Origin of the sequence: Metabacillus litoralis, from assembly GCF_007994985.1 — a bacterium.
Taxonomy (GTDB): Bacteria; Bacillota; Bacilli; order Bacillales; family Bacillaceae; genus Metabacillus; species Metabacillus litoralis.
The window spans coordinates 454,080-477,973 of record NZ_VOQF01000006.1 but is presented as its reverse complement, the minus strand read 5'-3'; the positions used below and the strand labels follow the sequence as shown (position 1 = coordinate 477,973).

At 34.3% G+C, this 23,894-nt stretch carries 17 protein-coding genes and 1 riboswitch; of the genes, 6 read left to right on the top strand and 11 right to left on the bottom strand.

Features of this window, described 5'->3' with window-relative positions; all coding sequences use genetic code 11:
- Positions 1–110 precede the first annotated feature (110 nt).
- The 4 genes from FS935_RS12910 to FS935_RS12895 all read right to left on the bottom strand — a co-directional run bounded on the left by FS935_RS12910 (position 111) and on the right by FS935_RS12895 (position 4,634).
- Positions 111–1,583 (bottom strand): phytoene desaturase family protein, encoded by a 1,473-nt coding sequence (locus FS935_RS12910; protein ID WP_146949000.1) that lies wholly within the window; start codon positions 1,581–1,583, stop codon positions 111–113.
- 18 nt (positions 1,584–1,601) lie between these two features.
- Positions 1,602–2,261, bottom strand: a complete 660-nt coding sequence (locus FS935_RS12905) for a lysophospholipid acyltransferase family protein (RefSeq protein WP_146948999.1) — start codon at positions 2,259–2,261, stop codon at positions 1,602–1,604.
- Positions 2,262–2,280: 19 nt separating this feature from the next.
- A complete protein-coding gene (locus tag FS935_RS12900; RefSeq protein WP_146948998.1) occupies positions 2,281–3,039 on the bottom strand; it encodes a carotenoid biosynthesis protein in 759 nt (252 codons plus the stop codon).
- Between the two features lie 236 nt (positions 3,040–3,275).
- Entirely contained in the window at positions 3,276–4,634 is a 1,359-nt protein-coding gene (locus FS935_RS12895) for an MATE family efflux transporter (protein ID WP_146948997.1), read from the bottom strand.
- A gap of 122 nt (positions 4,635–4,756) precedes the next feature.
- Between FS935_RS12895 and FS935_RS12890 the strand changes: the two genes are divergently transcribed.
- Positions 4,757–5,629, top strand: coding sequence for an AraC family transcriptional regulator (locus tag FS935_RS12890; RefSeq protein ID WP_146948996.1), 873 nt, complete (start codon positions 4,757–4,759; stop codon positions 5,627–5,629).
- Between the two features lie 519 nt (positions 5,630–6,148).
- Here FS935_RS12890 and FS935_RS12885 read toward each other — a convergent pair.
- Positions 6,149–7,903, bottom strand: coding sequence for an alpha-glycosidase (locus tag FS935_RS12885; protein WP_146948995.1), 1,755 nt, complete (start codon positions 7,901–7,903; stop codon positions 6,149–6,151).
- Between the two features lie 209 nt (positions 7,904–8,112).
- On the opposite strand from FS935_RS12885, the gene FS935_RS12880 reads away from it, so the two are divergent.
- Positions 8,113–9,471 carry an alpha-amylase family glycosyl hydrolase gene (locus FS935_RS12880; RefSeq protein WP_146948994.1) on the top strand — a complete coding sequence of 453 codons (1,359 nt, stop codon included), beginning with the start codon at positions 8,113–8,115 and terminating at the stop codon, positions 9,469–9,471.
- Between the two features lie 368 nt (positions 9,472–9,839).
- On the opposite strand, the gene FS935_RS12875 is transcribed toward FS935_RS12880, so the two are convergent.
- The 4 genes from FS935_RS12875 to FS935_RS12860 form a co-directional block, all read right to left on the bottom strand.
- On the bottom strand, positions 9,840–10,709 hold the full coding sequence (locus FS935_RS12875) for an SDR family oxidoreductase (protein ID WP_146948993.1): 870 nt from the start codon (positions 10,707–10,709) through the stop codon (positions 9,840–9,842).
- A 228-nt stretch (positions 10,710–10,937) separates the two neighbouring features.
- Complete coding sequence (gene metH / locus FS935_RS12870) at positions 10,938–14,363, bottom strand: methionine synthase (protein WP_146948992.1); 3,426 nt, start codon at positions 14,361–14,363, stop codon at positions 10,938–10,940.
- Positions 14,356–16,155 carry a bifunctional homocysteine S-methyltransferase/methylenetetrahydrofolate reductase gene (locus FS935_RS12865; protein ID WP_240050909.1) on the bottom strand — a complete coding sequence of 600 codons (1,800 nt, stop codon included), beginning with the start codon at positions 16,153–16,155 and terminating at the stop codon, positions 14,356–14,358. Before FS935_RS12865 ends, metH begins: the two co-directional genes overlap by 8 nt.
- A 194-nt stretch (positions 16,156–16,349) precedes the next feature.
- Positions 16,350–16,526, bottom strand: a riboswitch (SAM riboswitch).
- 358 nt (positions 16,527–16,884) lie between these two features.
- On the bottom strand, positions 16,885–17,376 hold the full coding sequence (locus FS935_RS12860; RefSeq protein ID WP_146948990.1) for a YajQ family cyclic di-GMP-binding protein: 492 nt from the start codon (positions 17,374–17,376) through the stop codon (positions 16,885–16,887).
- 433 nt (positions 17,377–17,809) lie between these two features.
- Here FS935_RS12860 and FS935_RS12855 point away from each other — a divergent pair, with 433 nt between their 5' ends.
- The 3 genes from FS935_RS12855 to FS935_RS12845 all read left to right on the top strand — a co-directional run bounded on the left by FS935_RS12855 (position 17,810) and on the right by FS935_RS12845 (position 21,469).
- Positions 17,810–18,667 (top strand): CvfB family protein, encoded by an 858-nt coding sequence (locus FS935_RS12855; RefSeq protein ID WP_146948989.1) that lies wholly within the window; start codon positions 17,810–17,812, stop codon positions 18,665–18,667.
- A gap of 171 nt (positions 18,668–18,838) precedes the next feature.
- Entirely contained in the window at positions 18,839–19,807 is a 969-nt protein-coding gene (locus tag FS935_RS12850; RefSeq protein ID WP_146948988.1) for a BMP family lipoprotein, read from the top strand.
- 9 nt (positions 19,808–19,816) lie between these two features.
- Complete coding sequence (locus tag FS935_RS12845) at positions 19,817–21,469, top strand: methyl-accepting chemotaxis protein (RefSeq protein WP_146948987.1); 1,653 nt, start codon at positions 19,817–19,819, stop codon at positions 21,467–21,469.
- A 95-nt stretch (positions 21,470–21,564) separates the two neighbouring features.
- On the opposite strand, the gene FS935_RS12840 is transcribed toward FS935_RS12845, so the two are convergent.
- Together FS935_RS12840 and FS935_RS12835 are read right to left on the bottom strand one after the other, a co-directional pair.
- Positions 21,565–21,696 (bottom strand): DUF3941 domain-containing protein, encoded by a 132-nt coding sequence (locus tag FS935_RS12840; RefSeq protein WP_146948986.1) that lies wholly within the window; start codon positions 21,694–21,696, stop codon positions 21,565–21,567.
- A gap of 74 nt (positions 21,697–21,770) precedes the next feature.
- Entirely contained in the window at positions 21,771–22,628 is an 858-nt protein-coding gene (locus tag FS935_RS12835; RefSeq protein ID WP_146948985.1) for a DegV family protein, read from the bottom strand.
- A gap of 152 nt (positions 22,629–22,780) precedes the next feature.
- Here FS935_RS12835 and FS935_RS12830 point away from each other — a divergent pair, with 152 nt between their 5' ends.
- Positions 22,781–23,620 (top strand): YitT family protein, encoded by an 840-nt coding sequence (locus tag FS935_RS12830; protein ID WP_439116650.1) that lies wholly within the window; start codon positions 22,781–22,783, stop codon positions 23,618–23,620.
- Positions 23,621–23,894 lie beyond the last annotated feature (274 nt).

Sequence of the window (23,894 nt, the reverse complement as noted above, 5' to 3'; positions counted from 1 at the left end):
TTGGCCATAGAAAAACTGCACCTCCGATTGTTAGATGGTGTCTAACAATTGGGGTGCAGTTCACTAGACGAGTTATGCGTAAGGTTTTTTGTATTGTTGTTAATCATTTTTTATTTACGTTTAGACAAAACAGACGCAACATTTAATCCACTAATAACGACCATAGGTGAGCCGCCACCAGGATGTGTACTGCCTCCTACAAATGATAAATTACTAATATCTCTTGAAAAATTGCTCGGTCTTAAGAATGCATCTAGCTTATTATTACTAGAAAGCCCGTACAATGCCCCTCTATATGCACCAAACTTCTCAGCGATATATTGAGGAGTGATGATTTTTTCATGCACTAAATGCTTTCTTATTGATAAACCTTTATTTTCTAAAAGGTGATATATTCTATTTTTATATTCTTCTGGATCAATTCCTAACCCACCATCTTTTTGTAAAGGAGGAGCGTTTACTAAAATAAACAAATTGTCTCCATCAGGAGATTGCGTTTTATCTGTATAAGAGCTATTACTAATATAAATCGTAGGATTATCACTATATTTATGGTGAGTAAATAGATCTTTGAATTCTTGTTGATAATCATTAGAAAAATACACGTTATGATGAAGCAATTGGTCATTGCGTACATTTAATCCAGCCAGTATTACAAAGGCAGAAATTGATGGCTGATAACGATCACGTTTTTTTGTAGTAAAGTGTGGACGATCCTCCGCATTTACTAATTCAGGATAAGCTTTTAACAAATCAGCATTCATAATTACTTCATCTGGTAGATAGTTTTCTCGATTCTCAAATTCTATATGTTTCACTTTTTTATTTTCAACATGAATATTTGTCACCTTTGTATTCAGATGAATGTTTACGTTTAGCTTTTTAGCAAGCTTCTCATATGCTTGAGCAAGCTGAACGTTTCCACCTTTGATATAGTAAACACCTTGAACAAGCTCCAAATAAGCAATCAAGCTAAAAGTTGCAGGACTAACATATGGAGATGAGCCGATATATGTTGCATAACGAGAAAATGCTTCAATGACTTCCTTCGTTTGAAAATACCGTGAAAAGAAATGGTGTAAAGATTCATTTGGTCTAACCTGCAGTAATGCCATACCGAGCTTTGGAGCTAAATAATCACTTAGGTTTTCAAAGGTTTTAAAAAAGAAATGCTTTTCAGATAAGTTGTAAAGTCTTGTAATCTCTTTAATAAAAGAATCAAATTGAGTTCCACCATAGGAATCTAATTGTTCTAGCTGTTTTTTCATATATGCGAAATCATTTGTAAAATCAAATTCTGTTCCATTAGAAAAGATATTTCTTGTATGGATCGGTAATTTTATAAATTGGATATAATCTTCAGCCTTTTCTCCAGCGATCTCAAAAACCTGTTTGAAAACATGTGGCATTGTGATGGTGTTAGGTCCAAAATCAAATTTATGTGTACCAAGTTCATACGGCATTAATTTTCCGCCACAGTGGTTATTTTTTTCGAATAAATCTACTTGGTATCCTTGAGATGCTAATGAGATCGCAGCTGTTAATCCACCAAGGCCCGCACCTATTATTGCAACTTTCTTCATATATTTCTCAGTCCTTATTTAGAGAATTGCTTGAAATGAATCGATTTGTTCATTTACAACAATCTGCTTCAATGAATCAAGCTGTTTAGTGAAAAGTAACTCAAACGAAGAATTTCTTTCTTTACGAGATGAGCCATTAAGTGAGTGATAATAAATTGGTTCACCGACATTAATGTATATTTCCTGTTTTTTTGTGTGTCCAAAGCTATAGTAGAAGGCTACTGGGATAAGTGGGATATCTTGATTTTTTTCCATTAGGGCAATAGTGCCTGGTAAAAATGATAAAGGTCTTTTTTCTAAATGAAACTCATCACCTTGAGGAAAAAGACCAACTGATTTGCCTTCTTTTAAAAGAGTACCACTATAATTCAGTGCTTTCACAATATCCTTTAGACTCAGTCGATTTACTGAGTATGCTCCTAATTTTCCGAAGAAAGGGTAATCCTTTAATCCTTTTTCATGCATCATTACAAATAAATCATGTTTTAGAACATGACGATTTAAATGAAATAAAACAAGTGCGTCCCACCAAGAGCTATGATTTATTGTGAAAATTGCTTGAGAAGGTAATGGTTGATCAAACTGGAGATAAATATCCTTAAAGTATCTTTTTAAAAGCTGGCGATTATAAATAGTAAAAACAGTTTCAAACCAAGCCTTCTTATTTGCTTCAATCATTAATAATCCTCATTTCATATCAGTCAAATAAGTGATGTCGATTTCTTATATAAGTAAAGATTGTGATAAGAGAGAACAACCCTGTTATGAAAACAGCCAGCCATAGCCCGTTGAACAGTGAAAGTAACAAAAACATTGCTAATACGAGAAAATAGACAGTCACAATACGGGAGTGCCAAATCGTAATAGTTCGTTTCGCTTTAAGAGATAGTAAGTAAATCACAGAATGCAGAATAAAAGCGACAATAAACCAGCCGATAAAATTAGACATTGGGATGTTATAGTAAAAGCTTTCTGCATTCCATACCCAATAGTTTTTCACTTCATATGCTACAGGATCTATGACAAGATCAATTAAGACGGCAAGCAGAGAAGCGATAATAGTGTAGGGTATAAATTGTTGTTTTTTTGTTATCACCGATGAAATAGCGTGTGAACCAGCTATTACCATTAGCCATGCAAATCCGATGGCAATTGGTACTCCAATTAATTTAGGACCAAAATCACTTGTATAATAGTAATCTCCGAAAAGAAGTCCATACTCAACACCAATATGTTCAGCAAAAATCGAAAAGAAAACAATAATTAAACTTAAGCTCAAACCTAAATTAATACCAAAGGACTTAATAAAATAAATGCCACCGATTAAGCCTGAGAGAATTAAAAATACGACGTTAGCCCATTCAAGAGCAGGTGGAATAAGATCAAAGGTTAATAGAATAATTCCAACAAAATACCAAACGAGAAACAGCTTAAATGTTAATTCATCAATCTTCAAATCAAACCCTCATTTCTATCCAAGATTATAGTAGATTGCACATTGTTTGTACAATAATAGTATGCTTTGTCCTAGTTTAAGATGCAGAGGAAGTTTGATTGGAGATTCTAAAAATATTTAAGTTAACTTCAACAAACTTCTAAAGAAGGGCCTTAATTAAAAACATTGATTTTTTGAAGGTCAACAAAAAAAGAGACTGAAAATCTTTAAGATTTTCAGTCTCTAGCTTATATATATTAATTTGCAGCAGCTCTTGTAATGAATTGTTTTGATTCCCAAGCTCTTGATTTCCATCTATGAAGCATTACAATACCTCTAAACCACTCATCTGTAATAAAGGCAATCCACACACCAACAAGACCTAGCTCAAAATGAATGCCAAGAATGTAGGCAATTGGAACAGCTAATCCCCACATTGAAATAATGGCCATGTAGGTAGGGAAGCGAATATCACCAACTGCTCTTAAGGAGCTAATGATGATCATATTAAATGCTCGACCAGGCTCAAGTATAATTGTTAATAAAATGAGGATACCACCGGTTTTGAGAATATCTTCATTACTTGTAAATATGCCAAGCAATGTATCGGAGAAAATTGAAAAGATGATCGCCATAATGGTGGAAATAGCTACACCAGCATATAAGCTTTGTAAGCATCGTTTATATGCTCCTTCATAATCTTTTGCACCAATTAAATATCCGATTAAGATTTGTGTGCCCTGACTAACAGCAAGGCTAAACAATAAAATCAACATCATTAAATTTTGTGTATATATTTTTGTTGTTAATGCCTCTGTTCCTATCATAGTAATAAAAACTGTAATAATCATTTGTGATGTATTATAGGAAAATTGCTCACCAGCTGTTGGAACTCCGATGCGTAGTAAGTTTTTAAGATGATGAACAGGAAGTGAAAAGATTTCTTTTATATTAAGTGTAAAATGAACTCGCTGTTTTAGCATATACAAAATAACAACTAAGCCAATAATTCTTGAGACGACAGTTGAGATGGCAACACCTTGAACACCTAAAATCGGAAATCCAAATGGACCAAAAATGAAAAAGTAGTTTCCGATAATGTTCAAAATATTCATTCCAATTGTTAAATACATTGTGTCCTTCGTATATCCATAGCTTTTAAGAATAGCACCAGCTGTCATAATTAATGCTTGAACAAATGAGAATCCTCCAACTACCTGTAGATAAAAGGTAGCTTCTCCTAAAAGCTCTTCTGGAATATTCATTAAGTGTAAAATATCTTCACTTGCGATATAAATAATCACACTGATTAATAATCCGATTAATAGATTTGCAGATATAGAGACAGAAGAGATATCCTTTGCATTTTTATATTGTTTTGCACCTAAATATTGAGCCACTAAGATGGTCGTTCCTGTTGCTATAAAACCGAACATAACTATAAGCAAAAATAATATTTGATTTGAAACACCAACAGCAGCTACAGACTGATCTGAATATTGACTAAGCATAAGTGTATCTGCATTACCCATTAACATATGGAGTAGTACTTCAATAAATATAGGCCATGTAAGCGCAAATAATGTTATTTTCCGATCTTGTTTTGTTAACGACATGATGATCAACTCCCTTTATTAAACGTCAACAATCCTTATTTAGTTTACAGAGATTGTTGTATAATAGAAAGAGAGGAAATCGATAACTTTTGGAAAAATACGACTACAGGGATGGATCTTTTATGTCTTATCTAGAATTCAATACACCACCTTTCCCAACGTTAATTACAGAAGGATATGCTGTTTTTGAAAAGGGAACAAAGCACTTTCGCCGTGTTTTTTCTGTGTTTGATTTAATTTACGTAAAAGCAGGTGAGCTATATCTCACAGAAGACGAAAATCGTTTTACTGTTACGAAAGGGCAATACATTATCTTAGTACCAGGTTTTGAACATTACGGACATAAGGGGAGCCCTGTGAAAACAGAGTATTACTGGTTTCATTTCCTTATCCCAACTGAATATGATCTTGTTGATAATGGACTCGATAATTGGGGAGATATTCATGTAGTTCAAGGTGACCATGTAAATCCTTCTTTATATAAATTAAGAATTCCGTGTTACGGAGAAATTGAACATAATCATTTTGTAGAAAATATTTTTGATAATATCTTAGGGATTGATCATCAAGCTCCAGATTATCGATTAAGACAGCAATTACATTTTCAAGAATTCCTTTTGCATTTGCAAAAAGAAGCATGCAAGATACCAACAGCAGCAGAAAAAGTAGTTGAATTAACAGTAGCTTATATTCAAAACCATTATAAAACAGAAGTGAAAATGGATGACATTTCAAGAAGTCTACATTTTCATCCAGATTATATCACTCGCTGTATGCAAAAAATAACCGGGATAACTCCTAATTTATATTTAAATAAATTTAGAATGAATCAAGCTAAAAAATTATTAGCCACAACAAATAATAAGATTGCAAATATTTCTATAGAAGTTGGAATTGAAGATTCTACTTATTTTTCAAAGCTATTTAAAAGATTGGAGGGAATGAGTCCTATAGAATATCGAAAGGTTATTAACAGGCGGCAAGGAAGAGAGTGAAGGGGCTATAAAGAAATTGTAGAAAAAGCCAAATTCCTTGCTGTAAATGTCAAGCTAACGATGTACAATTTTGATCGTTTATGATTGCTCAAAAATTAATTAACATCTTCTTTTTCTAAGTGATCTTTAATTCTGAAAGAAGGCCCAACAATATTCACGACTGTTGCGTTGTGTAGAACAATCTAATATTGCATTTCCTAATTTAATTTCCAGGAACATCGCATCTCTGTACTTATGTCCTTCATCGGCTCTATGAAGGACTTTTACTCGGGCTTTCCCTCGCTTAAGTCCTTCATTAGCTCTATGACGGACTTTTACTCTGCATTTTCAGGGGTGATTTTCTAAAGAGGTTGTTGTTGTATTACCCTCCAAAATAGTGGAATGAAGTGGAAGGTATTTGACTCCTGCGGGTGTAGAGGAAAGGCTGAGACCCCGTAGGCCCAGCTTCCTCCCCCCGGAAAGCAAGTGTTTGGAGCGAAATAAAATGATTATTTTATTGCAACTATTTATTAACTTTTCTTATTGCCTTACTAACAAAAACGAAAAGTCATATGGTTCAAGTGTGACATCGATACTGCTGGAGTTTGCAGCAAATTCCTCTGACTTCCAGAGATCAAGAATCGTCTTGTTTTTAATATCAATAGGAAGTGAGATTGATTGCTTTTCCGCACTCTTGTTCATTACAACAAGTAGAAGTTGATTCTTTGTTTCTCTGCTATAACAAAGATGATTTTTATTTGCATCTGCAGCTAGCAGCTTGAAATCTCCTTCATTGGCCATGATAGGGTATTTTTTTCTAAGATGAATTAATTTCTTCATGAATGTGAGCATTTCTTGATCTTGGTTGTCTTCCTCCCAAACCATACATTTTCGACAGCCTGGATCTTGGTCACCAGTTAAGCCGATTTCATCACCATAATAAATTGAAGGAGTTCCTAAAAAGCTAAATTGAAAGACTTTTATTAACTTGACTCTTTTTTTATTCATTTGAGCTATGTTGATAATTCTAGGTGTATCATGGCTACCAACTATATTAAAAAGCATTTCATATTGAGGTTTTGGATATTGATGCATATATGACTGAAGCTCATATTCGAATTGTTTCGCATTGATTTCATCATAAGCAAAGAAGCGGTGAAGCATATTTGTTAAAGGATAATTCATCACAGAATCAAATTGCTCACCTTCAAGCCATGGTAGCGCATCATGCCACACTTCTCCTACGAGAAAAACATCTTTTTTAACAGATTTAACAGCTTGTCGAAATTCTCGCCAAAATTGATGGTCAACTTCATTAGCGACATCCAATCTCCAGCCATCAATATTAAATTCTTTTATCCAATATTGTCCAACATCTATTAAATACTGTTTCACTTCAGGATTTGTCGTATTTAATTTTGGCATCGACTTTTCAAAAGAAAATGTTTCATAGTGATGCTCTTTTATTTGATTCTCAGTAAAATGGAACCAATCTTTATAAGGTGATGCATTACGATTTAAAATAGCATCTTGAAAAGGTAGGAAGTTCTTTCCACAATGATTAAATACAGCATCAAGCATGATTCTAATTCCTTTTTTATGGCATTCTTCCACCAGTTTTTTAAAGGTTTGTTTATCTCCAAACTGAGGATCAATTTCGAAATAATCAATTGTGTCGTATTTATGATTTGAATTTGCCTTAAATATTGGTGTAAAGTAAATTCCTGTTATTCCAAGATCAACTAAATAATCAAGCTTTTTGAGCACACCCTTTAAATCACCACCAAATATTGTGGTTACTGTAGGTTCAGTACTATTCCAAGGTAAAGTTGTAGCTGGATCATTTGTTGTCGTGCCATTTGAAAAACGATCTGGGAAAATTTGATACCATACTGTTTCCTTCACCCAAGTTGGTGCTGTGAAGCTGTCTGATTTATGATAAAAGGGAAAACAAAAATATGCAGAAAAATCATCATGTACAAAATCACAAAATCCTTTTTCAGTAAAAAATAGTTTTTCTTCATTATGTATTAATTCAAAAGCATATCTTAGACGTTTTTGTGGTGGTTTGATACGAACAAGCCAATAATCAAAAAGCTCGTCATGGCCACTTACCTTCATACTAACAGAAGTTTTTACCCATCTATTATCAACAAATTGAAAAGGATCACCATAAAAAAGAGTAACAGAATTTAAATCCAAATGCTTTGTACGGAGCATAATTTGAACTGTTTCATCGTGACAAGAATAGGCAAACTGATTTTTAGGGCGATGATAAATAGATTCCTTTAACATATCTACTCCTTTTCCAACTATTATTTTGTACTACTAAGCTTTTTCAAAAGGAGATGATGATATTCATATTATTGGTGAAAACTAATTCATTATAAATCAACAAAAAGATAAGACAACAACCATAAAAAAATTGACGTTTTATAGGAGAAAGAGATACTCTAAAAAAGCAGATATATAAATCGGAAATCATAGGAGGAAAATACACATCTATGTATAAGAACGTAATAAAATTATTAGCTATTTCGTTTTTGCTTTTCAACACATCTATACATGTAAATGCGGAGGAAACACTTGAAGAAGCCTGGCAAAATGAACTTGTTTATTTTATTGAGGTAGATCGTTTTAATAATGGAGATCCACAAAATGATGGAGCTGAATTTAATCCTGAAGATCCTTTAGCATATCATGGTGGTGATTTTGAAGGGATTGTAAGAAAGCTTGAATATATAAAAGAAATGGGTTTTTCTACAATTGTGTTATCGTCGATTTTTCTTCAAGAAGGTAACAACATTGCTCAAAATATAGACGAGCATTATGGGACAAAAGAGGAACTGCAGAACCTTGTGTCTCAGTCACATAAGTTAGATATCAATGTGTTACTAGAACTAGATTTAAATACTGGTTCTTCGTTCACTGCTGAAGATAAAGCAAAGTTAATTGACTCAGGGGCAAGCTGGATAACTGATGTTGATATTGATGGTTATTTTATTAATTATCCGGATGTTATTTCAGCGGACTTTTGGAAGGTTTTTAATGAAGCACTAGTAGATAAATATTTAGTTGGTACATTACAAGAGTATGATGTTACAAAGGTGAATCGTTATATTGAAGCAGGTTTTGATTCGATATTAAATGCACCTTTCCAAGAAGCTGCTTCACTTGCATTTGCTAATGTTGACAATAACACTGAACCAGCATCAAGTATTGTCGAAGAAGCTCCTGAAAATTTAACAAACTTTTTAGATAGTCATAATACTGTCCGATTTACACGATATTCAATCGAGAATAATCAGCATCCTGGTAATCGATTTAAAATTGCTTACTCTTATATGTACACATTACCGGGAACACCATTTGTATATTATGGTTCTGAAATTGCTGTGGATGGAGGAGAACCTCCTTTAAACCGTCCATTAATGAACTTTCAATCAGATGAAGAACTAATTGACTACATGGGCAAATTAGCGAAAGTCAGAACGAATTTTCCACCATTAACAAAAGGTGATTATCAGCTTTTATATGAAAAAGGTGGAATGATCATTTTTAAACGTACTTATCAAGAAGATTCCGTTATTGTTGCTATAAATAATTCCTCTAAGACACAAAAAGTGATCATCCCAGCAAATGAAATTGCTGAAGATAAGAAGCTACAAGGATTGTTAACTGGAGATGTGTTTCAAGAAGAAAATGGTAACTATGAATTTATTATTGATCGTGAACTAGCAGAAGTATACGAAATCAAAGAAAAGACAGGGTTAAATATACCTTTTATTAGTGTATTTATTATTGTTCCGACTTTATTTATCGGCTTTTTAATTTTAGCTAAAAGACGTGGTCAAAAGAAGTGAGAAAGGAATATGGTAAAAATAAGGAGGCTGGGACATAATTAAAGATGTCTTACAAAAAGACGAATAATTCTAAATTCATTTAAGCTGAAAGAAACAAGTTCGTTCCATTGCGCTGCAGACATAAGATTCGCCGGGGAGGAAGCTAAGCCTCCTCGTAAGCTGCGCGCCTGTGGGGTCTCAGCCTTTCCTCTGCACCCGCAGGAGTCAAATGTCTTTCGCTCCATTACACTAATTCTTAAAAAAGTACACAAAATCAAAAAATCTATTGAAGACAGCAAATATAAACCCGAAATATTTCCTAATATTTCGGGTTTATCATTAGCTTAAATACTAATCTTAGTATGTTTATTTTTTCAAGTTTCTCAAACTTAACTATTTACAATCTTACCACCATTAACATGAATCATTTGTCCTGACATGTAAGATGAATCATCACTTGCTAAAAATACATAAGCAGGTGCAAGCTCTTCAGGTTGTCCAGGGCGCTTCATTGGAGTATTAGCTCCAAATGTAGCTACTTGATCAGCCGGGAAGGTCGATGGAATTAGTGGTGTCCAGATTGGGCCTGGAGCAACTCCGTTTACACGAATTCCTTTCCCAGCAAGTGAAAGAGCAAGAGATCTTGTGAAGGTTGTGATTGCGCCTTTTGTTGCTGAGTAGTCTAATAGTTGTTCATTTCCAGCATAAGCTGTAACAGATGATGTGTTAACTATAGTACTACCTTTCTTTAAATGAGGTAGCGCTGCTTTTGTTAAATAAAAGAATGAAAAGATATTTGTTCTAAATGTTCTTTCTAGCTGTTCACTTGTAATATCTTCAATCCCTTTTTGAGGATGCTGTTCTGCTGCATTGTTTACTAAAATATCAAGACTTCCAAAGGTATCAACTGTTTTAGAAACAATGTCTTGGCACACTTTTTCATCACCGATATCACCAGGGATTAATAAACACTTCTGTCCTTGCTTTTCAACATGCTTTTTTGTTTCTTCCGCATCTTTCTCTTCATCTAAATAAGAAATAACAACATTTGCTCCTTCTTTTGCAAAAAAGACAGCTACAGCTCGTCCTATTCCACTATCTCCACCTGTAATAATCGCTACTTTATTCTTAAGTTTGCCACTACCAGTATATGAAGCATCATCAAATGTGGGTTGTGGATTCATTAAATCCTCATGGCCAGGTTGTACATCTTGATGTTGAGCTGGCATTGTTTGTGGTTGATTTTGTTGGTTACTCATTTTTGATTCCTCCTCAAAATTTTAGTACTGTAAAGTATTATGTGAAAAAAGCTCTGAAAGTATGTTTATAGGATTGGTATTGATATTCCCACTTTGGTTTGTTAATAAACAGATTTGTCCCAGAGAATATATCTTTTACGTGGTTTAATGATAATAGAGGAGGGATGGTAATAAAAAAAACAGCCCTGAACTTTCGAGTTCAGGGCTGTTCATCTTCTTTATGAAGTCTTACATAACATTGAAGTATTTTGCGTCTGGATGGGCAACAACAATTGCAGTTACTGATGCTTCAGGAGACATCATAAATCCTTCAGTTAATTCAATGCCAATATCTTCAGGTCTTAACAAATTAAATAACTTCTCTTGATCTTCTAAGTCAGGACAAGCTGGGTAACCAAATGAGTATCTTTGTCCTTGATATTTTGCAGAAAAACGTTGATCCATTGTAAAATCTGGTGCATCAGGGAAGCCCCAACGATCACGAATCAGCTGATGTGTACGTTCTGCTAAACCTTCAGCAAGCTCTAAGGCTAAGGCTTGAACAGCATGACTTTTTAAATAGTCGCCTTGCTCTTTAAATCCTTGTGCAAGCTCACGTATTTCACTACCAGCAGTAACAGCAAACATTGCCACGTAATCAAAGCCATCAGACTGTTTAGGACGAATATAGTCTGAGATACAACGATATGGTAATTTATCCTGTCTTGGAAAATCGAATGTTTGTAAAATAACATCTGTGTTGTTTGGATCTAAGATATGGAGTTTATTTTCTTCACTATAAGATGGGAAAAATTGATACGTAGCGGCTGGCTTGAACCATTTATTTTTTGCTCCATCTTTTAAAAGCTCTTGAATAAGCTCATATAGCTCCATTGTTTTCGGATCCTTCTTTTTAATGAGTTCTTTAATTTTTCCTTTTAAACCGAGATGATGACCAATAAGCATTTGCATATTCACATAAGGAATAATTTGCGTTAATTCAATGTTTCTAAGAATATGACGCTTTGTATCATTCGGTTGGAAAATTGGTGCATCTGTTAGTTGACCTCGTTTTTCTAATAAATCAGTAACTGCCTTTGATTGTGGTGCTTTCGTTTTCGCTTCTTCAGTAACAGCAGCTTCATCATGAATAGCAAATGACTCTGGTGATGTACGTAACTGATTTGCTAGAGATAAGCCATCCATTGCGTCTTTTGCATAAACAACAGGACCTTTATATTGTGGAGCGATTTTCATTCTTGTGAATTTACGTGAAAGAGCTGCTCCACCAACTAAAATTGGAAGGTCACAATTTGCATCCTGTAAATCTTTAGCCGTTATAACCATCTGCTGTGCCGATTTAACTAATAAGCCAGAAAGCCCAATAAGGTCAGGATTTTCGTCTCTAACAGCTTGAATCAATGTTTGTGGTGTAACTTTTATCCCAAGATCAATCACTTTAAAGCCATTATTACTTAAAATAATGTCTACAAGGTTTTTCCCTATATCATGTACATCACCTTTTACTGTTGCTAAAAGGATTTTGCCCTTACCACTATCATCTTTCTTTTCCATAAATTGCTCCAAGTATGATACAGATGCTTTCATCACTTCAGCACTTTGGAGAACTTCTGCTACAATCAGCTGATTATCGTTAAATAAAACACCAACCTCGGCCATTCCAGTCATAAGTGGTCCGTTGATAATATCTAATGGAGCTTCGAATTTTTTTAGAGCTAATTCAAGATCAGGAAGAAGACCTTCTTTTGTACCTTCTATAATGTATTGAGCAAGTCTTTCTTCAAGTGGAAGATTTTTAACAGGCTTTTTATCTTCTTTTTTCTTGCCACGATAAAAGTTTGTAAAAGTGGCAAGCGATTCGTCTGTTGTTTTAAATAACAGTTTTTCTGCCATTTCAATTTCTTCCTTTGGGATCGAGGCAAAACGTTCCAATTTTTCAGTGTTAACAATTGCATAATCAAGACCTGCTTGCGTACAGTGATAAAGGTAAACTGCATTTAAAACCTCACGACCAACAGGTGGAAGACCAAAAGAAACATTACTAACACCTAATATTGTTAAACACTCTGGTAAGTGTTCTTTTATTAATTGAATGCCCCGCACTGTTTCATTTGCAGATCCAATATATTGCTCATCACCTGTACCTACAGGGAACACAAGAGGATCAAAAATAAGGTCGCTAGCTTTTAATCCATGTTTCTTAACTAGTAGATCATGTGAGCGAATTGCAACTTCAAGCTTCTTTTCCGCTGTTAATGCCATACCAATTTCATCGATAGTTCCAACAACTAATGATCCGCCATATTTCTTAACAAGAGGGACAATTGCATCAAAACGTTCTTCACCATCTTCAAGGTTGATCGAATTGATGATGGCCTTACCTTGTGAATATTTTAATGCTCTCTCAATAACAAGCTCATCAGTTGAATCAATAACAAGAGGAGCTTTTACCTTTTTCACAACCTCAGGAATAAATGCTTCCATATCCTCTAGCTCATCTCGGTCTGGATCTGCTAAGCAAATATCAATAACATGAGCACCGTTTTTTACTTGTGCTCTGGCAATTTCTGATGCTTCTTCAAATTTGCCTTCAGCAATTAATCTCTTAAATTTACGTGAGCCGATAACATTCGTACGTTCACCAACAAACAATGGACGCATTCCATCTTCATAAAGGAGGGCATCGATTCCAGAAACTGTATGTCCACTTGATACTTCATCCATTTTTCGAGGTGATATCGTAGCAACAGCTTCAGTTAATGCTTTTATATGCTCTGGTGTTGTACCACAGCAACCGCCAATTAAATTTAGCCAACCTTGTTCTGCGAAGGCAACTAATTTTTTTGCCAGTGAATCAGGTGATTCATGATAGTTTCCTTCTTCATCAGGTAAACCTGCATTAGGGTAACAGCTTACAGCTGTATTTGCTAAGCCAGATAATGTACGAATATGGTCAGTCATAAATTCTGGACCTGTTGCACAGTTTAGACCAACAGAAAGAGGTTTCATATGTTCTAGAGATACATAAAATGCTTCAATATCCTGACCAGCCAATGTTGTTCCCATTGGCTCAATCGTACCTGAGATCATTAATGGAAGTTCCTTACCTGTCGTTTCAAAGGCTTTTTTAATGCCTAGAAATCCAGCTTTAACATTCAACATATCTTGACTTGTTTCAAGAAGTAATAAATCTGCTCCACCAATAATTAAGCCTCTAGCTTGTTCTTCATAGTTATCTATCAATATATCAAATGTTGTTCCACCAGTAACAGAAAGGGTCTTCGTTGTAGGACCCATTGCTCCGGCTACATATCTTGGCTTTTCTGTTGTTGAATATTTTTCGGCTGCTTTTTTAGCAATTTGAGCAGATTCGATATTTAACTCTAATGCCATATACCCGAGATCATATTCATCTAAAACAATACTAGTAGCGCCAAATGTATTAGTAGATATAATGTCAGAGCCTGCTTCTAAGTAGGCTTCATGAATAGATTCGATCACATTTGGAGCTGTTCGGGTTAAGTATTCATTGCAGCCTTCATAATCTTCTCCATCAAAATCTTCTGCTGTAAGGTCTGCAGCTTGAATCATTGTCCCCATTGCTCCATCGAGTACAAGGATTCTTTTTTCTAGTTCTTTTTTGATGCTACACATGCGTAATCTTCCTCTCAGCTCGCTGTTTTTCCTTTTCATGGATGTAATTTGTTAATTCCACTGTAAGGTCATATTGTAAAAATGGTGTAATTAAATAAATACCGTTAAATAAATCAAAAGCTGTGTCAATTAAATCTTTAGCAATAGCTAAGCCTTCTAGACGAGCTTGCTCTTTATCTGTTCCAGCTGCAGCCATTGTTTCACGAATAGAATCAGATAGTTTAATTCCAGGTATTTCATTATGAATAAATTCAGCGTTACGGCTAGATGTTAATGGCATAATACCGATATATATTGGTGCTTTTAAATTTCTTGTTTCTTCATATACATCGATAATTTGTTGATTCGAATAAAGTGGCTGTGAAATAAAATAATCTGCACCATGAGCAATTTTCTTCTCAAGTCTTACCACAGCTTTATCTAAATGACGAACATTGGGATTAAATGCAGCAGCAACAGAGAAATTCGTTTTATCACCTAATGGTTTGCCAGAATAGGAGACACCTTCATTAAATTGCTTGATTAAACTAATTAAGTCAAACGATGAAACGTCATATACAGAAGTTGCACCAGGAAAATCTCCTATTTTCGATGGATCACCTGTTATCGCTAATACATCTGACATCCCTAGTGAATGTAAGCCCATAAGGTGGGATTGTAAACCAATTAAGTTACGATCTCGGCATGTAATATGAATTAATGCTCGTGAACCTGTTTTTTCTTTTGCTAAAATTCCAGCTGCCAGATTGCTAACTCGTGGTGATGCTAGAGAGTTATCTGCAAGAGTTAATGCATCAATTCCAGCATCATGTAGTGCTTGTGCACCGTCAAGGAACTTAGTCATTCCTAATTTTTTAGGAGGATCTAATTCAACGATCACTGAGCGTTTTTGCTTTACAATATCCTGTAATGGCGGTAGATCATCAGAGTGGTCTGAAGATACAGTGATCACATTATTTGGTACACGAACTTGTTTATCTGTAATAGGAGCAAGATCGGCTACAGCTTCTGACATTGCTTTAATATGGTTAGGTGTTGTTCCACAGCAACCTCCAATTAAACGAACACCTTGTTCTCTGAATTTGAGTGCACTTTCTCTAAAATAACTTTCATCAGATTCATAAACAAGACGACCTTCGTTCATAGCAGGTAAGCTGCTATTTGGGAATACAGAAAGATAGGATTCTGTTGGAATTGGCACTTCTTCTAGTGATTGAATCATATGATATGGACCTAAACGACAGTTCAAGCCAACGACATTGGCACCAAGATCTTCTAATGTTAAAAAGCCATCCCTTAATGAAGTTCCATCCTGTAATACACCGGCTTCATGAAGGGAAACATTTGCAATAATTGGTTTTGTTGTTTCCTTACGAGCAATTTGAAGGACTGCTTTCATTTCTTCCAAATCATAATAAGTTTCAAGTAAAATCCCATCAACATCCTCATTTAGAAGGATAAAAAGCTGCTCTCTGAAGTTACGTTTGATTTCATCATTTGAGTGAGCACTTTTTTTGAAAGAGCGAACTCCACCAATTGTTCCGAAAACGTAAGCTGAGTTAGCTGCTGCTTTTTTTGCAATTGCTACAGCTTGTTTATTAATCTGTCTAATATCATCCTCAAGACCATAGCGTGAGAGTTTAATATCATTTGCACCGTACGTATTTGTTTGGATAAGGTTGGCACCAGCAGAAATATATGCTTCATGAACACGTTGAACATCATCAGGCTTTGAGATATTTAATTCTTCGAAACATCGATCAACACCATGAGAATAAAGCATTGTTCCCATAGCTCCATCACCAATCAAAATCTTATTCTTTAAATCTTCCAAAAATTTATTTGCCACTGAAATATCCTCCGATCTATTAATGAATAGATATAAAAATTATTAAAATAAATGGCTTTTACATGTTATATAATCGAAGAGCCCCCGATAAATAAAAAAAGCCTTCTTAAGAAGAAGACTGAATGATCATAAGCTTCCCCTTATCTTACAAGCATTTTACATGCTTATCTGGAATTAGCACCTTGGCACTCAGATGGGAATCATAGGTTGAGCTGATTTTAAAAAAGTATAAATCAAGCTAACTAGATCTTCACTCGTTTGAACCGGTTGCTGAAGCTTCAATGGGCCAGTCCCTCAGCTTCTCTTGATAAGATATGAAATTACATATTTACTTTAATGCAATAAAAAGCATTACAACTAATTTATCTAATAATCAGAAAAATATCAATAGTAAAATGATAATTTATAAGATATATGTAGTTTTTTATTGAGGAGACTAGTGGAAAGGGGCAGACCTTGATAGGGGGTCTGACCCCGAAATATTCATTTTTTACTAAGGCTGTTTTCGTAAACGTTGTTGCTTTTGCAATTTCAAGTAAACAACACTGCATCAAGCATGGTGGCATCTTTTCTTCACAGATTAGAACTTTTTTATGCAATAAAAACAATGGTTCAACTGCAAAATCAGGGCAATTAACAACAATTTTTCAAGAAAAGAGCCTTTACTAATTATTAGCGGTAATTAATAAACTGAACATCAATTGGTAGGTCTGCTTCTCTGATTGCTGATATAACGGATTGTAGGTCATCTCTGTTTTTACCAGTTACACGAATTTGATCGTCTTGAATTTGTGTTTTAACTTTCAGACCTTTGTCCTTAATGATGCTGTTGATTTTTTTTGCATTGTCTTTATCAATTCCTGAAACTAATTCTGCCTTTTGGCGAACAGTACCACCAGATGCATTTTCTAATTTCTTATATGAAATATTTTTGATCGGAACATCTCGTTTAATTAGCTTTGAGATTAATACATCCTTAAGTTGTTCAAGCTTATATTCATCATCAGAAACTAAAACCAATTCTTCTTTTTCTAATGAAATGGTACTTTTGCTACCTTTAAAGTCATAACGAGTAGCTATTTCTTTCATTGCGATACTAATTGCATTTGTTACCTCAGGGAACTCAATTTTTGAAACAATGTCAAATGAATTATCTTTAGCCATAATAATCCTCCATAACGTATATAATATAGGTTGATTATAGTAAAATAAAACAAGCATCACAACTATTACGAAATTTAAAGTTATTTTGAAGCGAAGATCCCTTTTCTATTAGATAAGAATCTTTACTTCTTTTCTTTGATAAAGGCTCTTTTCTGAAGGAATGTTGTTAATAGACGTCATTATCTGTTGTAACCAGTGTGTTATCACATAAAAGGTGCAATTTGTAAAGAAAAGATGCCACTAGATTTTATACAGAGTTGTTTCCAACATGATTCTAAAAACAACAAAGTTTACGAAAACAGCCTTGATAAATAAACCAAATGTGGTAGGGATTGTATTACTGCCACTAGTATAAAATAAGGAGTAACTTCTATTAAAAAACAACCTTAAATGTATAGTTGATAGTTCAAATACGAAAGGATATGAAACAAGAATGATACCAGGTACATTTGAAACATTAACAGTAGACGAGAAAGTGGATTTTGGCTATTTTTTAACAGACGGAAGTGATCGTGTACTGTTGCATAATAATGAAGTAACAGAAGAAATTGAAGTAGGAGAAGAAATTGAGGTCTTCTTTGGTGTAGATTCTCAGGATCGATTATATGCTACTATGAAAAAACCGATTATAACTGAAGGTACTTATGGTTGGGTGGATGTTGTTGACGTAGTCGATGATATGGGGGCATTTGTTTACATAGGTTTAAGCAAAGATGCATTAGTAACTGAAGATCACCTTCCATTTTTAAGAGAAGTATGGCCAAATGTGGGAGACAAGCTATATTGCACCTTAAAGGTTTCGCATAATGGTAAGTTCTTTGTTCGATTAGCAACAGAGGAAATAGTTGAGCCTTTATTTAAAGATGCTGATAGATCTATATTTAATAAAGAAATAACAGGAACAGTGTATCGAATGATAATAGCTGGTTCATTTATCATAACCGAAGAAGGATATAAAGGTTTTATTCATTCTTCACAAAGACAAGTAGAGCCGCGTCTAGGTGAAACTGTGACAGGACGTGTCATCGATGTGAAAGAAGATGGAACAATTAACGTTTCTTTACTTCCTAGAAAGCATGAGGCATTAAGTGGAGATGCAGAAAGAATTTACGCATATATGCAAGAACGTGGAGGTGCAATGCCTTTTACAGATAAAAGTGATCCTGATGATATTAAGGAACGTTTTAATCTGAGTAAAGCAGCATTTAAACGAGCGATGGGACATTTAATGAAAAATGATCGAGTTTACCAAGAAGAAGGTTGGACTTACTTTAAAGAATTAAAAAAATAAGCTGAATTTTAGAGGCTTTCACTACTGATGAGTAGTGAAAGCCTTTTCTTATGGATTAAAGCATACAATAGTTAGAAAACGAAAGAAAAATGTCTAAAAACATAAAAATATGCAGTAATTTGTCGATAAAAGTAAGGTGTTAAAAAAAGATAATAAAAGAGAGGTACAGAAATGACTATTACCAAGAATGTAACAGCGTTGCTAATAACGATCATGATTATACTTTCTGGGTGTTCTCAGCAAGAAACAACTAATTTGGTAGATAATAAAGTGAAAATAGGGATCATGCTATCTGATGTTGGTCTAGGAGATCAATCTTTTAGTGATTCAGCATTTGCAGGACTTGAAAGAGCAAGAGATGAATTAGGAATAATTTTTGATTATCGAGAGCTAAAGGAATCAGAGACATATGAAAAAGGACTGACAGAACTAGTTAATGATAATCATGATGTTGTCGTTGGCTTGGGATTCATGGTTCAGGAAGATCTTGAAAAAGTAGCAAAAAAGTTTCCAGAACAACGTTTTATATTAATAGATGCAGTTTCAGATCTTGAAAATGTAACATCTATTACCTTCAAGGAAGATCAAGGAAGCTTTTTAGCAGGCGTTACTGCAGCTCTCACAACAAAAACGAATAAATTAGGCTTTATAGGTGGAGATGATGTTCCACTAATTAATAAATTTGAGCAAGGATTTGTAGAAGGTGCAAAATCTATTAACCCTACTATCACTGTTGATGTGAAATATGCAGGTGATTTTGGTAATGATCAACTTGGGGCTAGTCTTACACGTGAAATGATTGATAATGGTGTTGATGTATTATATGCAGCAGCAGGTTTTACAGGTGTAGGTATGTTAAAGGAAGCTCAAGCAAAGAAAGTGTTTGCGATTGGTGTAGATAGTGATCAATACTTTTATGCAGAGAAAGCTGTTATAACATCAATGTTAAAAAATGTTGATGTAGCAATGTATCAAATGGCTAAGCAGCTTACAGATGATGGTAATGTACAAACTGGTCATGTTGAGCTTGGAATAGCGGAAGATGGAATTGGTCTAGCACCTCTTAGAGTAAATAATTTTACAAATGAAGAGAGAAAGCAAATTGAAGATTGGAAAGAGAAGCTATCAAACGGAAGCTAGGAGGACATCATGACAATCAAAAATAAACTACTAATAAACTCAATAAGTGTATTATCATTAGCGATCCTAATGATCGCATTTATTATTTATAATATGCTATCTATACAGTCCTCAAGCCAGGATCAAGTAGGAAGCTTACTTAATATTAAGCAGCTTCAAGGAGAGTTAACAAGTACAAAACAAGGATTAAATAATTTCTCTGTGACGCCAACTGATGCTCAAAAGGCGGAAGTACTAGCAAGTATAAAGGAAACTGAAGAATTATACAGTTCTTTAAACAAAAGTATTTCTGATGAAAATAGCTCAGGAGCTTTAAAAAGTGCTGTTGAAAAGTACGAACAGTGGAAAGGTGAGGCAACAACTGCTTTAGATAGTAAGAATAATGCTGAAGCTAAACGCCAATCTATTCGTTTATCAGGTATTATGAATGATGTTCATTTATTAAATGAATATGCTAATGAAAACTATACGATCTTACAGAATAATTTAGAAAAGAAAATTTCATTTATTATCGTTTCAGCGATTATTGGAAGTATTCTTTTAGTTGTCCTATCGATGTTTTTCGCAATCAGAATGACGAACTCAATTACACGTCCTTTAAAGAAATTATCACTCAATGCAAAACAAATTGCTTCAGGTAATCTACTGATCGAAGATATTAACTATAAAGGAAAAGATGAGCTTGGTGCATTAAATAAATCATTTACTAGTATGGTGGATCAACTTAAGAAATTGATATTTTCAATTGATACAGTGAGTAAAGATGTTGAAGGTTTTGCTAAAGAACTTGAAACAGAGAATAAGGGACTTACTGATATCACAAATCAAGTTGCCGTTTCAACAAACGAGATGGCGATCGGGTCACAAACTATTTCAAACGACTTACAAGATGCTGTTACCTTAATAGAAAAAATGGAAATCGAAACGAAACAAAATGTTTCAAGCTCAAAGGAATCAGTATCGTTTGCGATTGAAGCCGTTTCAGCCATTCACTCTGGTCAAGAAGCAATTAAAACACAGCGCGATTTAATTGTAGAAAACCAAAAAACAAGTCACACAATAGATCATGCAACAAAAACGTTTGCTAATTATGCATCGGAAATTGAAAATATGGCTCAAGCCGTTTCAGGTATTGCAGATCAAACAAATTTATTAGCTCTTAATGCAGCAATTGAGGCTGCTCGTGCAGGTGAAGCTGGTAAAGGCTTTGCTGTTGTTGCGGATGAAGTAAGAAAGCTTGCTGAGGAAGCAACACAATCTACTAAACATATCTTTGAGATGGTTTCTAAAATAAAAGAAGGAATTTCAGGAATTTCAGATTCAGTTCAAAAGGGTGTTCTAATTGCACAAGAGCAACAATTGTCAATGGATCAAACAACAAATGCATTTGGAGATATTGAAACAAAAGTTGAGGAAATGAAAGAGCGCCTAACATCTTTATTAGAAGGTACTCAAAATTCAAAGGTGTTTGGTGAACAAGTACTAAATACAATTGAAAGTATTAGTGCAGTTGTTGAAGAATCAGCTGCAGGAAATGAAGAAATCTCAGCATCAACATCTGAACAATTAATTGCCTTTGAGAAAATTGTTGGCAAGGTAGTTACATTACGAGAATTAACAGATGATTTAAATTCAACAGTTGGAGCATTCAAATTAAAGTAAGATAATAAGAAAAAGACGTTCAAATTAAGTTTGAACGTCTTTTTTGATGATTTCCATTATAGGCATTCTCATACAAATATAATCAAACGATCTTATTAAAGATGATCAGTTTTTTTAGAATATTGGCGCTCGCCACGCTCACGATTTTTTTCACGCATCATGTTTTTCTCATGACGTTTCGCATTATTATCTTTAGCTTTTTTATCATTATCACTAGTATGTGGCATGAAGAAGCTCCTTTCAAAGAAGTATAAGCTTATCATTCCCACTTCCAGAGCTGAATATGTATGACTAAAGGCAACTAGATTTCATCATTTAAAAAGAAAATCGCTAACGTACCAGGACCAGAATGTGCACCAATAACTGCTCCAACAAAGTTAACATAAACCTCTTTTGGAGAAAACTCCTCTTGGATTAATGATTTCATCTCATTTGCCACATCTATATCGTCACCATGACTTATAGCAATTGTTTGATTTTGTAAATTAACACCACGTTCTTTCATGACCTCAATAATTCGTTTTAGAACTTTTTTACGTCCTCTAATTTTTTCTAGCGGTATTAACTTACCTTCTTCAACATGTAATAAAGGTTTGATATTTAGCAAGCCACCAACAAATGCAGAAGCTTTGCTAATTCTGCCGCCACGGGCTAAATATTCAAGATTATCTACAGTGAAAATGTGTTCGATTTTTGGACAGTAAATTTTTACAGCTTCTTCAATCTGCGTAAAAGATTGATTATCTTCTGCAAGACCAACTGCATACATTACGGCTAGACCATATCCTAGTGAAGCACATTTTGAGTCAATAATGGCCAATTCAAAGTTAGGAAATTCTTCTAAAACTTCATTCCGAATCATCATTGCGGTTTGATATGTTCCTGAAAGTTCAGATGAGAAAGCAACATATATACTAGGTGTACCTTTTTTAGCTAATTCAGTAAAGACTTCTTTAAATAACAAAGGTGAAACTTGTGACGTTTTAACAATAGCACCGTTTCGCATTGCATCATATATTTTCTTAGGACTTGCCTCTTGCTGATCTGTTAGTTGATTACCATCTAAATCAACACTTAGAGGTAGAAAGGAGATAGAGTGATCTTCAAAATATTCTATAGGTAAATCACATGCACTATCGGCTAAAATGTGAACATTCATTGAAACACCTCATTTTTGTTATGTATGGATATATTAATACTTTAAGTTTACCATCCTTCAATTAAATTACAATCTTTGTATTCATTTCTTAATAAAAGGGGAAAACCAAGTATACGATAATAAAATAACACAGGGGAGGTTTTATGTTGAGTATAAGTTCCGAGATAAAAAAGACAATCGTTGTGATAATTGGTGCTTTACTTAATGCAATTTCATTAAACTTATTTTTAATTCCTGCAAGTGTGTATGCAAGTGGGTTTACGGGTGTTTCCCAGCTTCTTTCTAGTGTCATTGAAGAATACACTCCTTTTTATGTTTCCACAGGTATTTTATTGTTATTACTAAATATTCCGGTTACTATATTAGGTTGGAAAAAAGTAGGGAAATCATTTACACTTTATAGCTTTCTAAGTGTAGCAGCAACAACCTTTTTCTTAGGTATTATTCCACTACACTCTCTTTCAGAGGATATCTTATTAAATGCGGTATTCGGTGGAGTTATTGTGGCGATCGGTGTTGGTATGACATTAAAATATGGTGCTTCAACAGGAGGGCTTGATATCATTGCGATGATTTTATCTCGAATGAAAGATAGACCTGTTGGAACTTATTTCTTTATGCTCAATTCAATTATAATCTTAACTGCAGGTTTACTATATGGCTGGGAAAAAGCACTTTATACACTGGTCACTTTATATGTATCAACAAGAGTAATTGATGCAATTCATACAAGACATGAAAAACTTACAGCTATGGTCATTACTAAAAAAGCTGATGATTTAAAAAAAGCGATCCATTCCAAACTAGTAAGAGGAATTACCACTATTCCTGCAAAAGGGGGCTTCACTAATGAACCTAAGGATATGATGATCATCGTCATTACAAGATACGAATTATATGATTTGGAAAAGGTAATAAAAGAAGTAGATCCTAATGCATTTACAAATGTTGTTCAAACAACAGGAATATACGGCTTTTTTAGAAAGGATTAAATTACATCACTTTTTATCTAGACAGTTGCTTTTCGCTCCATTCCACTAACTGTGTACGAATTATTAAAAATGCGGCTGGGACATAATTAAAGAAATAATTTAAAAAGACGAATAAACCTAAATTCAGGTTGAAAGAAACAAGTTTGTTCCATTGCGCTGCAGACATAAGATTCGCCGGGGAGGAAGTTAAGCCTCCTCGTAAGCTGCGCGCCTGTGGGGTCTTAGCCTTTCCTCTGCACCCGCAGGAGTCAAATGTCTTCCGCTCCATTCCACT

Bases quoted from the DNA above. Each gene is read 5' to 3' on its own strand.
- FS935_RS12910 (WP_146949000.1), bottom strand. From the start codon at position 1,583: ATGAAGAAAGTTGCAATAATAGGTGCGGGCCTTGGTGGATTAACAGCT.
- FS935_RS12905 (WP_146948999.1), bottom strand. From the start codon at position 2,261: ATGATTGAAGCAAATAAGAAGGCTTGGTTTGAAACTGTTTTTACTATT.
- FS935_RS12895 (WP_146948997.1), bottom strand. From the start codon at position 4,634: ATGTCGTTAACAAAACAAGATCGGAAAATAACATTATTTGCGCTTACA.
- FS935_RS12890 (WP_146948996.1), top strand. From the start codon at position 4,757: ATGTCTTATCTAGAATTCAATACACCACCTTTCCCAACGTTAATTACA.
- FS935_RS12885 (WP_146948995.1), bottom strand. From the start codon at position 7,903: ATGTTAAAGGAATCTATTTATCATCGCCCTAAAAATCAGTTTGCCTAT.
- FS935_RS12880 (WP_146948994.1), top strand. From the start codon at position 8,113: ATGTATAAGAACGTAATAAAATTATTAGCTATTTCGTTTTTGCTTTTC.
- FS935_RS12875 (WP_146948993.1), bottom strand. From the start codon at position 10,709: ATGAGTAACCAACAAAATCAACCACAAACAATGCCAGCTCAACATCAA.
- metH (WP_146948992.1), bottom strand. From the start codon at position 14,363: ATGTGTAGCATCAAAAAAGAACTAGAAAAAAGAATCCTTGTACTCGAT.
- FS935_RS12865 (WP_240050909.1), bottom strand. From the start codon at position 16,155: ATGGGAACAATGCTTTATTCTCATGGTGTTGATCGATGTTTCGAAGAA.
- FS935_RS12860 (WP_146948990.1), bottom strand. From the start codon at position 17,376: ATGGCTAAAGATAATTCATTTGACATTGTTTCAAAAATTGAGTTCCCT.
- FS935_RS12855 (WP_146948989.1), top strand. From the start codon at position 17,810: ATGATACCAGGTACATTTGAAACATTAACAGTAGACGAGAAAGTGGAT.
- FS935_RS12850 (WP_146948988.1), top strand. From the start codon at position 18,839: ATGACTATTACCAAGAATGTAACAGCGTTGCTAATAACGATCATGATT.
- FS935_RS12845 (WP_146948987.1), top strand. From the start codon at position 19,817: ATGACAATCAAAAATAAACTACTAATAAACTCAATAAGTGTATTATCA.
- FS935_RS12840 (WP_146948986.1), bottom strand. From the start codon at position 21,696: ATGCCACATACTAGTGATAATGATAAAAAAGCTAAAGATAATAATGCG.
- FS935_RS12835 (WP_146948985.1), bottom strand. From the start codon at position 22,628: ATGAATGTTCACATTTTAGCCGATAGTGCATGTGATTTACCTATAGAA.